Origin of the sequence: Sungkyunkwania multivorans (assembly GCF_042675645.1) — a bacterium.
Classification (GTDB): domain Bacteria; phylum Bacteroidota; class Bacteroidia; order Flavobacteriales; family Flavobacteriaceae; genus Sungkyunkwania; species Sungkyunkwania multivorans.
Genome location: NZ_JBHTJH010000017.1, coordinates 1203521 through 1215301, shown reverse-complemented (window position 1 = coordinate 1215301; position 11781 = coordinate 1203521). Strand labels below are relative to the sequence as shown.

At 34.4% G+C, this 11781-nt stretch carries 13 protein-coding genes; 2 read left to right on the top strand and 11 right to left on the bottom strand.

Translation table 11 applies throughout. From position 1 onward, the window contains the following. Nucleotides 1-5 precede the first annotated feature (5 nt). The 9 genes from ACFQ1M_RS16880 to ACFQ1M_RS16840 form a co-directional block, all read right to left on the bottom strand. Nucleotides 6-1175 carry a hypothetical protein gene (locus ACFQ1M_RS16880; protein WP_299217809.1) on the bottom strand — a complete coding sequence of 390 codons (1170 nt, stop codon included), beginning with the start codon at nt 1173-1175 and terminating at the stop codon, nt 6-8. 143 nt (nt 1176-1318) lie between these two features. Continuing rightward, nucleotides 1319-2323 (bottom strand): phospholipase D-like domain-containing protein, encoded by a 1005-nt coding sequence (locus tag ACFQ1M_RS16875; protein ID WP_386410471.1) that lies wholly within the window; start codon nt 2321-2323, stop codon nt 1319-1321. A gap of 123 nt (nt 2324-2446) precedes the next feature. Beyond that, nucleotides 2447-4027 carry a type IV secretory system conjugative DNA transfer family protein gene (locus ACFQ1M_RS16870; RefSeq protein ID WP_299217812.1) on the bottom strand — a complete coding sequence of 527 codons (1581 nt, stop codon included), beginning with the start codon at nt 4025-4027 and terminating at the stop codon, nt 2447-2449. Next, a complete protein-coding gene (locus ACFQ1M_RS16865; RefSeq protein WP_062054292.1) occupies nt 4027-4740 on the bottom strand; it encodes a DNA methyltransferase in 714 nt (237 codons plus the stop codon). The genes ACFQ1M_RS16870 and ACFQ1M_RS16865 overlap by 1 nt, the downstream gene beginning before the upstream one ends. Before the next feature lie 12 nt (nt 4741-4752). After that, nucleotides 4753-5784, bottom strand: a complete 1032-nt coding sequence (gene mobB, locus ACFQ1M_RS16860; protein WP_386410466.1) for a MobB family relaxase — start codon at nt 5782-5784, stop codon at nt 4753-4755. Nucleotides 5785-5795: 11 nt separating this feature from the next. Then, on the bottom strand, nt 5796-6176 hold the full coding sequence (locus tag ACFQ1M_RS16855) for a BfmA/BtgA family mobilization protein (protein ID WP_386410463.1): 381 nt from the start codon (nt 6174-6176) through the stop codon (nt 5796-5798). Between the two features lie 429 nt (nt 6177-6605). After that, nucleotides 6606-6803 (bottom strand): hypothetical protein, encoded by a 198-nt coding sequence (locus tag ACFQ1M_RS16850; RefSeq protein WP_386410460.1) that lies wholly within the window; start codon nt 6801-6803, stop codon nt 6606-6608. 11 nt (nt 6804-6814) lie between these two features. Continuing rightward, nucleotides 6815-7264: a JAB domain-containing protein gene (locus ACFQ1M_RS16845; protein ID WP_062054439.1), complete on the bottom strand. Its 450-nt coding sequence runs from the start codon at nt 7262-7264 to the stop codon at nt 6815-6817. Nucleotides 7265-7337: 73 nt separating this feature from the next. After that, on the bottom strand, nt 7338-7682 hold the full coding sequence (locus tag ACFQ1M_RS16840; RefSeq protein WP_099543840.1) for a single-stranded DNA-binding protein: 345 nt from the start codon (nt 7680-7682) through the stop codon (nt 7338-7340). Between the two features lie 781 nt (nt 7683-8463). Here ACFQ1M_RS16840 and ACFQ1M_RS16835 point away from each other — a divergent pair. Together ACFQ1M_RS16835 and ACFQ1M_RS16830 are read left to right on the top strand one after the other, a co-directional pair. Next, nucleotides 8464-9276: a LytR/AlgR family response regulator transcription factor gene (locus ACFQ1M_RS16835; RefSeq protein WP_386410456.1), complete on the top strand. Its 813-nt coding sequence runs from the start codon at nt 8464-8466 to the stop codon at nt 9274-9276. A 90-nt stretch (nt 9277-9366) separates the two neighbouring features. Beyond that, nucleotides 9367-10575 carry a dioxygenase family protein gene (locus ACFQ1M_RS16830; protein ID WP_386410453.1) on the top strand — a complete coding sequence of 403 codons (1209 nt, stop codon included), beginning with the start codon at nt 9367-9369 and terminating at the stop codon, nt 10573-10575. A gap of 97 nt (nt 10576-10672) precedes the next feature. On the opposite strand, the gene ACFQ1M_RS16825 is transcribed toward ACFQ1M_RS16830, so the two are convergent. Together ACFQ1M_RS16825 and ACFQ1M_RS16820 are read right to left on the bottom strand one after the other, a co-directional pair. Then, on the bottom strand, nt 10673-11509 hold the full coding sequence (locus ACFQ1M_RS16825; protein WP_386410450.1) for a DUF932 domain-containing protein: 837 nt from the start codon (nt 11507-11509) through the stop codon (nt 10673-10675). A 17-nt stretch (nt 11510-11526) separates the two neighbouring features. Beyond that, nucleotides 11527-11688 carry a hypothetical protein gene (locus tag ACFQ1M_RS16820; protein ID WP_208080213.1) on the bottom strand — a complete coding sequence of 54 codons (162 nt, stop codon included), beginning with the start codon at nt 11686-11688 and terminating at the stop codon, nt 11527-11529. Nucleotides 11689-11781: the final 93 nt, after the last annotated feature.

The following is an 11781-nucleotide window of genomic DNA, read 5'->3' as shown; positions in this document are numbered from 1 at the left end:
TTACTCTAGACTGTTCTTTTTAAATATTTATATGCTTTCTCTAATAATCTATTCCTTTGAGCCCAAGCATAGGCAGAGCCAGATTTCTTTTGAAATTCTGCTTTAGAGCTATATTTTTTCACTTCTTCAATGACTAATTCAAAATTCCATGATTTTCTTAAAGGTCTCATTCCGTCACAAATCTTTCCAAAAAAATCACTTTTTCTAGCCCATTCAAATGCGCTTCTATTTCCTTTTTGAAATTCCGTCATTGAATCGTATTGCTTTGCAATTTCTTTCACCTTTTGTAAATCCCATTTATTTACTCTTGATTTCATATGACCACATATTTCGTCAATCATATTATTTCTCAAACACCAGTCATATGCTGATGATGATTTCTCTCTAAAATCGGATTTATGACTATAATTTAATGCCTCTTTTTCAACCTTTTCTAAATCCCAATAATTGCGTACATATTTAAGATGTGAACCAAATTTTTCAAATCCTTTGGCTACTGCAGTTGAATAAGCACCGTGAGCTTTTTCTCTAAATTCCTTAATCGTTTTATACTTTAAGGCTTCTTTTTTTAGCGAGTTATCATCCCATTTTATATCATTCCCACCAAGACTACCAGCAGTAACAACATTTAAAATGCGCCAACCATTATTTCTATATTTTTCAATTAATTTCTTCTCTTCGTTCTGTGCTACTTCTGCTTCTAGCCATTTATTTAGTTTAATGAATTTTGCAGATGATTTCTTTAATTCTCGGAAAACTCTACCTCTTCGTCTATGTTCCATATCACGTTTGTGATAATCAAAAGTCAAACCGATATATGCTGAATTGTTTTCAAATTCATACACATATAATGCCCTCTTATACTTGTGTCCTTTTACACTCATGTGAGAGCAAACAGAATCCAATTTTTTATTTCTTAAAGCCCATTCATAAGCACTTACATTTTGTTTTTGAAATTCCGTTCTAGAGTTATATTTTCTTGCTTCACGTTGCACACTATCTAAAGACCAATACTTCCGAACATATACCATATGAGCGCAAATTTCATTCAAAACATTATTCCTTTGAGCCCATCTGTAAGATGGTTCATCATATTTAACAAAATCACCTCTAGTTTTATATTGTTTGGCTGTTTTTGTTACCTTTTCGTAATTGTATTTTGGTCTTCTACTCATGTAAAATCTAATTACCTATGACAGTTTTGTGTATGATTTCGTTGTGTGTTTGAGCAACTAATTTTGCAAATACACACTAAATAAAAAACCCACAAGGATTTTCGCAAGTAGGCGAGTTCTATCAATGAATTATACATAGTGTTCTACGACGTTTTTTCATCAATTATTTCTTCTAAAATTTCAGTTATTTTTTTCGTTAGAATTTGCTTTCTTCCATTATCAAGAGAATATTTTTCCATTCTTAAATTTCCTTTCAAGTCAATTGTGAAATGGTATTTCATTTCCGCTTTACCTGCTGGTTTTTTTGGTAATCCATTTAAACGCATTTTTGCGAATTTAGTATTAACTGTTGCTTTTGGGTTTTCGCCAAAATGGATTGTTGCTTCTGAACTTGTTTGATTATCGGCAGTTGTTCGTACAATGGCAGATGAAGAAACAGGAATCAAAGAGCCTTTTTCTACAATAATTTTATATCCATTATTTATTAGACTCGAACCAATAGAATGCTTTAATCTATATTTTTTAGTCAAGTCTAATGCAAACGCAGTTTTTTGAACTTCGATATTATCTGGTGCAATTTCAAAAGCAGATTCGACAATTTCTGGTCTATTTGTGACTTTTGCCTGAAAAACAATGTCATTTGCAAGATAATCTTTTGCTCTCAATACATTATTTTCGTCAACTTCAAAACGAGTAAGTTGTCTGATTTCAGTTACTTTTTCGGTTAAGGATTTTAGTCGCTCAAATTCATTTATAAATGATTCTATAGTATCTTTTTCTTCTTCTATTATTAGTACATTTTCTCTATTTTTATTCTCTGCATAATAAGTCCAATTATAAGAACCATTTATTAAAATTTGATTGTCGACAACACAGAATTTATTATGCATTGGATTATATCCATCAGAAAAATAAAATTCCCCACCTTTATCAATAAACTGCTGAAAATTGAGTCCCGTATTTCTGTTGTTTATAAAATCATTGTGGATTATTAATTCAACTCTGCATCCTTTCTCAATTTGTTGAATTAATTTATCAAAAAGTTCTTCGTTTGTAAACCAATAGACAGCAACAATTATTCTTTCAGATGCTTTGTCGAGAGCATTAATTATTTGTTGTCTTATATTATCGAAATGTACCTTTACCATTGGTTTTTTCAAATTAGGCGGAACAATTAGGCATAGTTACTATCTATACACCACTTATAGCAATAAAGATAAAAAATCTATTTTTCAGGATATAACAGATTTTTTTAAAAACTAGTTATTTACTTATTCAAAAATAGATTTGGCTTCTTCATAAACCCTTTCAAAATTCTCCTCTAAATCAGACTGGGAAAACTGCTTAGATTCCTTGAGCAACTCTCTTTGAATATTTGCCAATTTAAACTGTACCTTTTTATCCTTTCCATCAGCATAAGTAATAAACTCTCCTTGCTTCAACCTAAAAAAGACATCAGCTCTTATTTTCGGTATTTCTTTTTCTCCAGTCGTGATTCGGGTATCAAAATCAAGGTTATGCCCACGGCTAATACTTTTCGTTGGGTCTTTGATGATTTCAAAAAAACGTTCGTAATATTTAGCGGTATCTGGGTCGTTTACCTTTCCGAAAAATTGGTAAGAAAGATTACTCAATATTGCTTTACTCGCCTTATCACCATACATCATATCATTCTGTATTTTATCCTGCATCACATAAATAGTAGCTATATCATAGCTTCTCAAAGTTGCAGGAATTCGATGCATATTCAACAAACGAATTGTTGGTGCTTCTTCCATCAATAAAAATGAAGGCTTAGAATTTCGCACGCTCATTTGTTTGGTGATGGTGTGAATAATGGTGGCGATCACAGGCGAATACGATGTTTCATATTTTGGATTGTTTACTACGGAAATGATGGCAGGATTTTCTTCACTATTAATATTCAATGGCACTTCGTCTGCGGATAATGCCATAAAAATTCGCTGTGTACTAATGCGTTTTAGGGCATTGGACAAGGTGCTTTTAACACCAGCTGTCTGCCTATCTGAATCTTTACCACTAATAAAAGCATCTGCCATTGCTCTGGATGTGGTATTGGTTTCCAAAAATTGGATAAGGCTATCAGTGTCCAATAATTGATAAATGGCTATTAAATGAGGCAGTGTACAGTATTTAGGGTAATCCGTCTTCAGTTTCCAAATCAAAGCACCAATCAAACCTTCAGCAGCATCGTTAAAGAATTTGGTTGTGCCTGTAGTTCCTGATTCACGTTGTTCCAAAAGGTTTTCAATTAGTACCCTCGACACTTCGTTTACACTTTCCTCGTTCTCTAAGTAGCGTGGCGCAATAGGATTTACCCTATGAATGATTTTATCGAAGGAAACGACCTTAAACGGAATATTACCATCCTTAAACAAGGGATATGCCATTTCGGTCAGTTCAAAATCCTTGTAGTCGTGAATGATTCCGCAAAAATCCTCTTTCCGGAAATGGTTTAAGAAACCATAAACTACGCTTTCGGTTTTTCCGCTTCCAGCGGATCCGATGACGGATGCGCCACGTTTAATATTATCTAGTTTGAAGTTTCCTTTATTCGTAGAAAAACTGACCCGATATTTAGTATTTCCATTTTGTGCGTTTTCAGTTTTATGCAGAAAAACATACAGTCCTGTATTAATTAGCATAAGAGGACAAACCAAGTACAATAATATTGATACTAATTCATTTCCTTCAGAAATATACGATACGAGAAACGAAAGCATAGTGATATTTAATAAGAAAGCATACTTACTTACTCGAAACATCACATAGAAAACGATACTGGCTAAACCAATAATTAAAAGTACTATTTCAGGTTTTGTAGTTAGCATTAGAATAATTTTAATTGCTTCCTGTAATCGTCTAAACGCTTTTGAGCAGCTTTAACATAAACAGGATTGATGTCCATACCCACTAAATCGTATTTCATATTCCAGCATGCCATAGCAATACTACCGCTACCTATATGTGTATCGATAATCTTGTCACCTTTTTTAGCATAATTCATAAGTAACCATTCGTACAAGGCTTTGGGTTTTTCGGTAGGGTGAATTCTTATCTGCTTGTTTTTCATATTTTGTTGAAGCATACCATTCCACAACCAACGAAAACAACGTAAAGGTTTATTAAATGAAGTCCAAGCCAATTCCCCATCGGCATAATCCGTATTGTATTTTGCATCCGTTCTCTTATCCCAAAAAACCCAACCTTTCATTGGTGGTAATGAAAAATAATTTCCACCCCAGATGATTTGATTTTTCGAAATGCGAAATAACTCATCCCAGTAAGCTTGCTTTGGTATTTCTTTATCCCAGTCACTTATAGAGCTGTAATCACCCCGTTTAGCTAGACCACCTTTCCGATTTTGGGTGAAATTCATTTTATGAATCCCTATTCCGTATGGTGGGTCAACTATTGCCAAATCAAATTGCTTATCTCTGCAATCTTTCATATAAACCATACAATCCATTACTAGCAATTCTATTTTGGGTTCATAGATGTTTATAGTTTTCTTCGATATTGTTAATGGATTTTTGACTTTCATAACTATTTGTTTTTATATGCCTATAGAACTTGATTTTATAGCCACTTCTGCACCACGTCTTAATCGTTTGAAAACACGAAGTGCAATTTGCGCCTGAGTAACGGGAATACTTGGAACGATTGGTAATCCCGTTTTCTCCATCATTTTGAAAGCCAATGCTCTTTCATTTGCTGGTAATTTCATCAAGGCAGCAAAGTAGAGCTTGGGGTTTTTAACAAAATCTTTTCGTGCCTTATAGGTCTCGGCAAAGTTGCGTTTATAACCAAAAGTCTTGTCGAACGTCTTTTCCGCATTCTCAAAAAATTTATCTCTGTCAAAACCTCGTTTTATATTTTTGCCGTGCATTTCAACTTCTGAGGCTTTGTGTTTGCTTCCTGGGGAAAGGCTGACTGAATTGGAAGCATCCTTTCTGCTCACGATGATATGAATGTGGCTTTGGTTGCCATCTTTTTTCATTCCCTGGACAATCCGTTTTCCATTTTGTTGATGTGGTGCTTGGCGTTCCAGTTTGGCAATTTCTTTTCTCATCTTTTTAATGTTCCCTTCAGCTCTTCCTTCTTGAACATTTCTGATTTCCGTTTTCAGCTGCAATATTTTTGTGGCAAAAGGTTGGTTTTCTTTTATCTGAAAATCCGTTCCTTTAAAGGTTCGTTGATGTTCAATTTTGGCGTAATATTTTATATCGTTTATTGAAATTGGTCTTCCATTGATTTCCCGATTGAAGCTGGCAACATAATCCTTCATCAGCTCACGAGTGTAGGTTTTTAAGTTTTGACTATTGTTCTGAAGATTACGCAATTCATATTTTGAAGGACTGACCGTGATGGAATAAAACTTCGGTTCTTTCTTTTTCAGTTTAGATGTGTTTCCATCAATTTCCTTGACCACTTCTTCCGCTGAAATCTCATCGCCGTATTGATTAAAAAAATGTTCCAAATCCTGCTGTTCCAAACCTTCATTTTCTTTCTCTAAATACCCCACAAAATCTGCTGAACTTTGTGAATAATTATTACCCAATTTTTGAGCTGTGATTGTAATGTACATAGCTTAAAAAATTAGATTTGATTACTTGTATTTTGCTTTTCGCGAAAGCGCACTTCTTTCTTTTCTTCGGCATATTTCTTTTCTACGATTAGCGGCTTTTTGATTGGTTCTTCTGTTTCAAACAGCGATTGAATCATTGCCACCGTAGGTTTGGTTTGTGTCTTTTCTACATCTCGCATTATGGCGATAACCGCATTAATTCTTTTTAAGAGTTTGGCTTCGATGGTGCGTCCTGTTGGACCTAATTTTTCTTTTGGGGAAATCTCGTTGTAGAAGAAAAAATCGAGCATCGTGGACATTGCCTCGGTGTGCGATTTGAAGTATGTGCGTGAGAATGTTTGGAAACGCTTTGCAGTTTCTTTTTTAAATCTAATTCCAGTAAATGAGCCCATATTTCGCCGATTTGTCGCAAAATCTTCCCTAAAAATGGGCGTTCACAGCCCGTTTGTCGCAAATTGTTGATTGTCAAGAAATTAGAATATAATTAATTAACTGATAATCAGTTAATTAAAAACTAAAAGGAATCCGAAACATCGCGCAGCGTGTTACCCTCTTGCTATTCCTTTTCGTCCCGCGAGCGGGACAAAAATCCATACAATCCGGCTAAAAAGCCGATTGCCATTTTCAAGGAAAATGATTTTCCGATATGTTATTTTTCGATGTGCAAGGGTACCGGCGAAAGTCAAAAAGTGGATAACCTTACTGTAATTTGTGTGCTGAATTTCAGCGAAATAAAGATACGGTTTTTTATTGACTTGAAATTGATTGAATACAAAAACACCTCTAAAAATATAGAGGTGTATCAATTAGCTTTTCAAATTTCAAGGATTGAAAACATAGGTGTACGAATACAAATTTCGCATCGCTTCTTCTTCAATCATCGTTTCAAAACTAGTATGGTTTTTATTTACGTATTTGCGAATGCTATCGTCAAATTTTCGTTTTACATCCTTTTTAGAATTTTCTAAAAGTCGGTTTTGAGCCTCTTCGCTCAAGTCTGTAAAATTGAGATATATCATAGCTGTAAATTTTACAGAATTCCATTGTCAGAAAAGCTATAGTAATCGCCATCGGGCGCAAATATCAAATGGTCAAGAATGGTGATATCAAAAAGTTTGGATGCTTTTTTAATCTTGTTTGTGAGTTGTTTATCCGCATCACTTGGTTGTAATTTTCCACTTGGATGATTGTGCACCAAAATGATGGCTACGGACAAGGATTTTAAAATTACTGCAAACAATATTCGTAGGTCTATTAATGTGCTTGTTATTCCGCCCTGCGAAAGTTGATACACACCTTTTACCTTATTGCTGTTATTCAATAAGACGACTTTAAAAGTTTCTTGAATACCAATAGTATCTTTATCCCAGTCTTCAAAAAGCAATTCTGCTGCATCTTGCGAATTTCCTATTTTATGCCACATTGAGGATTTCAATTCCCCCTTATAACTAATCTTTATTTCATTAACTTTGTGTTTCATTGTTTCTATTATTAATAAGGATAATGAAAAGAGGGCGCATCTTTCGACGGTTACGCCCTCTTTAATTTTAGGTTTACTTATCGCCTTTACTTCCAAGTAAAAGGATTTCATCGGCTACTACTTCCGTAACATAGCGTTGCTCATTATCATCGGTTGTGTAGCTTCGGGTTTTTAGTTTACCCGATATTCCAACTTCTTTTCCCTTAGCAACATACTTCTCTACTATTTCGGCAGTCTTGCCCCAGGCTACAATTGTATGCCAATTCGTATCTGTTTGCTTTTCGCCTTTGCTGTCTTTGTAATACTCATTTGTGGCTAATGAAAAACGGGCTACTTTCTTTCCGCTTTCAAGGTTCGTAATGGTTGGCTCTTGTCCAACGTTTCCAATTAACTGTACGTGATTTTTAATAGTACTCATAATAAAATATTTAAGTGATTTATATTTCCCCTATTGATTTAAAACAGATTAAATTTTAAGGGGTGTTTGTTCTTTTCTTTCGTGCATCGCACAATGGATAGAGTGGGTTTTGTCAAGACTTTTAGGGTAAAATCAGGTGTGTTTGCGACGTAGTAAATTCCTTGGAATTTCAAGGAAGTAGAAGCCTTATTTTTCACTAAAACTCGTATAGTCTTGACAAGTTCCATAAGGGCATTAGCAATTCTTTTAAACGCAGTTGCGTTTGAGCGTACCGACAGTTAAGCGAAATAAGCAGCTGTGGTTAAATTAGAATTGGTTATGTCGTGCCTGTTTTTCGACGCCCCGAAAAACAATAAAGGCTTTATCCATTATAAACCCCTTAAAATCTGCAAGACAGCGGTTCGGTTTTTAAGGATTTTCGAGTGAGGGCTCAAGAAGACCGCGCCGAAAATCCTGTTAAGAAAACCGAAGTGATGGCTTTCCGATGAAAAAGCGGACTTAATTCACAATTTTGGCTCGGGAATGTAGTGTTCCTTCCCAGAGCATCGGGAAGGGTTAACGGAATAGAAAGCTAAAATTGGGGATTGTGTCCAAGATATTTGTAGTGAAGCTCTTTTCCCAAAATGTAGCTTTCCGCGAAATGTAGAGGAATGTGCTGAGTGGGTTCAGAAAATCAGATTTTCTATATAAGCGAAAAAATTCCTCTCTATTCCATTTAAATTTATTACTCCCAATATTTAAGTATATTGTATATCTAAAATTGCTTTGCGAGCTATCGAAATTGGGACAACTAATCAACACATATTATTTATTTAAGTTTTTCAAATCAAATAAAATTTGGATAGTATTATTTTTACTACTAATTAGTGTTGCTGTTTTCCAAGATTATCTATTCAGTAGATTACAACATACAGGGTTCTATATTTCTGAATCCCTGCTTTATAATGTGCTTTGGATTTTAACCATTCCTTTTATTTTTTTTGAATTTATCCTTTTAAGAAAATTATCCTTCACACGTAAAACGCCACAAATCATTTCAACTATTGCAATCAGTACGATTTTAAGCCTTACACAAATATTGCTTTCGGCACTCTTTTTCGTAACAATCAGTTACTTTGTATTTTCTCCAACACACCGATTTGACAATATTTTTAATGCCTATCTATCTAATCAATTCTTCATTCTTTTTTTAATTTATTTAATAGCTCCATTTGTAGAAAGCGCCATAAAGACTTTCCAAAATAAAACAACATCTTTAACCATTAAATACTCAAACAAAATTAAAGTTAAAATAGGGACAAAAATGGTTATGATAAAAACAGATAGTATCTACAGTATTTCCACCGACAAACCATATTCTACAATTCTTACCGATAATAGAACCTACATAGACGACCGTAGTCTAAGAGCATTTGAAGCATTGCTGAACCCTAAAGATTTTATTCGTGTACATAGGTCTACAATAATCAATTTAAATCACATCAAACAACTTAGTTCTCGTAAAAATGGTGATTATGATGCGGTGCTTGTAAATGGGGGAAAAATTAGAATGAGTAGACATTATAGAAAAAACTGGAATGCGCTACTCCAGTAAGACAAGTTTCTACTCCACATAGAGTTTTTATTCTATCATTGGTTGCATTCAATCTCCCTTTATCCTATATTTTTGTTAAAAACAATAATAATGAACAAGATTTTCAACGCTTTAATTTTAATACTGTTATTATTAAGTTTATCGAATTGTAATGGACAAAATAATTCTATTTCTACACAAAGAGAGACTCTAAGTAAAGATTTTGATAAGTTGTTACCCTTCTACTTCAAGATGCCTTCAAAATTATTTTCAGAAGATAGAAGCCCAGGATGGAAACAAAATGGCACAAAAATACTTCTGACCGGAACGGTTTACGAATTTGACGGGAAGACACCAGCATCCGGTGTTATTCTCTATTATTATCAAACAAATGTAAATGGTATCTACAGTACTAATCCGAAAGAGCCACGTAATATGCCCAAAAACAAATTGGGTCAAACCCATGGACATATTAGGGGATGGGTTAAAACAAATGCTGATGGCGAGTATTCCATCTACACAATAAAACCTGGCACATATCCCAGTAGGGATGAACCCGCACATATCCATATTAGCGTTAAAGAACCTGACTTAGAAAACCACTATTATATAGATGACTTTGTATTTGACAACGACCCTATGTTGACTTCAAGAAGAAGAAACGCTATGGAAAACAGAGGTGGCTCTGGTGTCATTCGCTTTGTTGAAAAAGATGAAATCCAAGTTGGCGAGCGGAATATGATACTAGGATTGAATGTTCCTAACTATCCAAAAAAATCTCTTAAAAAATATGTGTCTGGAAAAAAAATAGGGGAAGATGTAAGCTCATTTACACCTTTTCATGCCTTTGGCCCGGATAAGGGCACAAAAACCTGTCCTATTTGTAAATACGGATGGTACCACGGTATATTATATTTTGTTGGCAATGACCCTGATTGGATAGAAATTAGAAAGTGGCTTGTGTTTTTAGATAGCGAGAGTATTAAAAGAGAAAAATATCTTAAATCATATTTTGTATATGGCAATGATGAAAATTTCAATAAGGAAGACATTGAGAGAAAACTGGAAGAATTAGGCAAGGAACTTCAACTTAAAAATATTGCCTTGACCTTTGTACCCTCTCTTTCCGACAAAACTTCTGAAATCTATTTAAACAAGATAAATCAATATATTGCCAACACATTTCTAATCTATAGAAGAAGCAATATTATTGGAAAATACACAAACTTAAAACCAACACAAGGAAACTTTGATATGATAAAAGCACAACTTAACCAGCAAAGTGAATACTTCAAATTACCAAAGTCATCAAATAAATAGAGTGACCTTAAAAAGGTTAAGTAAACCTTTTTAAGGTAGTCATACTCTAATATTAAATTTAAAATCCAATTTAAGATACTGGGTAAACCTATAGACCTTAAGCCATTTCATAAACTTCATCGAATAGTTTTTTGTCCAACCGTTCTTGCTGACCAAAACTCTTCTTCAAAGTGTTATGTAATACTGAGTTAAAAGCGTTGTAACCTAACCACAGATTTGGTTCTTCATTGAGCAACAAGGCTTCGTAGTTCAAAATCTCAATGACCTCACGAGACTTTTTTGAAGGGTCACTATTCTTATCGCTACATTCATATCTAAAGAGCTTAGTCTTATCGAGAACTGCTTTTACAAATTCCTGCGTGTTGATGATTTTAAATTCCTTCATCTTATCGAATTTCTTGGTAATGGTGTAGAACTCATTATCCAGAAATTTATCGAACAGATTGCTCAACCTCGGCATTATGAGGTGTGTATTGTTCTTGATGTGCTTAATGGAAAACTCAATTTCCGCTTGTGAAACGTGCAAGCCATTGGAACACACTTTCCGATAGAATCCGAAGTGGCCAGAGGTCTTTTCGCTTCCATCGTATGAATTCTTAAATCGAAGCATCGGTAATATCAAATCTTTGTCGTTCTTCACCGTAAACTGGCTTTTGTCGTCGATTATAAAGTCGGTAATAAATGACCTATCGTTTTTATTAATGGTGCGCTTGTGGAAGTTCAGTTGTGCATCGGTCAGCATTTCTTCGGCTTTCTTGAAGAACATTTGATTCGGAATGTGGCCATAGCTGTTCGAGACCACATTGACGATTTTGCCATTTGATATGATGGCATTTTCAAGCCCTCGTCTGGATTCCATCTGTGTCAGGCTTTTTAAGGATTTCATTTCTGATGGAATAAAGATTTCATCCTGTTGCAAATTTTGTAAATACATAGCTTTTGAATTTTAGATTAAACATTTTGTAATAACACCGCATAATAGATTGGATGTTTTTCTCTGTAATAAGCCAAGTGGCTTTCTGCACTTTCAATGGTGTAATTTTCTTTACTCGATTGATAATGCATTTCAGCCTCTTGTGGCGAAATTTTAGGTTTTTCCGATACTCGTTTCATAATGATATATTTTGATTAAACAATATTTGAGCAGTACCCAAACGGAAGCTAAAATCTCAGCTCAAAAGGAAACGGAATAAATGAGAAGAGGGA

What these genes read in the sequence shown, in the direction of transcription:
- ACFQ1M_RS16855 (WP_386410463.1), bottom strand. Translation starts at nt 6,176, where the DNA reads ATGGGCTCATTTACTGGAATTAGATTTAAAAAAGAAACTGCAAAGCGT.
- ACFQ1M_RS16865 (WP_062054292.1), bottom strand. Translation starts at nt 4,740, where the DNA reads ATGAAAGTCAAAAATCCATTAACAATATCGAAGAAAACTATAAACATC.
- ACFQ1M_RS16880 (WP_299217809.1), bottom strand. Translation starts at nt 1,175, where the DNA reads ATGAGTAGAAGACCAAAATACAATTACGAAAAGGTAACAAAAACAGCC.
- ACFQ1M_RS16850 (WP_386410460.1), bottom strand. Translation starts at nt 6,803, where the DNA reads ATGATATATCTCAATTTTACAGACTTGAGCGAAGAGGCTCAAAACCGA.
- ACFQ1M_RS16875 (WP_386410471.1), bottom strand. Translation starts at nt 2,323, where the DNA reads ATGGTAAAGGTACATTTCGATAATATAAGACAACAAATAATTAATGCT.
- ACFQ1M_RS16840 (WP_099543840.1), bottom strand. Translation starts at nt 7,682, where the DNA reads ATGAGTACTATTAAAAATCACGTACAGTTAATTGGAAACGTTGGACAA.
- ACFQ1M_RS16870 (WP_299217812.1), bottom strand. Translation starts at nt 4,027, where the DNA reads ATGCTAACTACAAAACCTGAAATAGTACTTTTAATTATTGGTTTAGCC.
- ACFQ1M_RS16830 (WP_386410453.1), top strand. Translation starts at nt 9,367, where the DNA reads ATGAACAAGATTTTCAACGCTTTAATTTTAATACTGTTATTATTAAGT.
- ACFQ1M_RS16820 (WP_208080213.1), bottom strand. Translation starts at nt 11,688, where the DNA reads ATGAAACGAGTATCGGAAAAACCTAAAATTTCGCCACAAGAGGCTGAA.
- ACFQ1M_RS16845 (WP_062054439.1), bottom strand. Translation starts at nt 7,264, where the DNA reads ATGAAACACAAAGTTAATGAAATAAAGATTAGTTATAAGGGGGAATTG.
- ACFQ1M_RS16825 (WP_386410450.1), bottom strand. Translation starts at nt 11,509, where the DNA reads ATGTATTTACAAAATTTGCAACAGGATGAAATCTTTATTCCATCAGAA.
- mobB (WP_386410466.1), bottom strand. Translation starts at nt 5,784, where the DNA reads ATGTACATTACAATCACAGCTCAAAAATTGGGTAATAATTATTCACAA.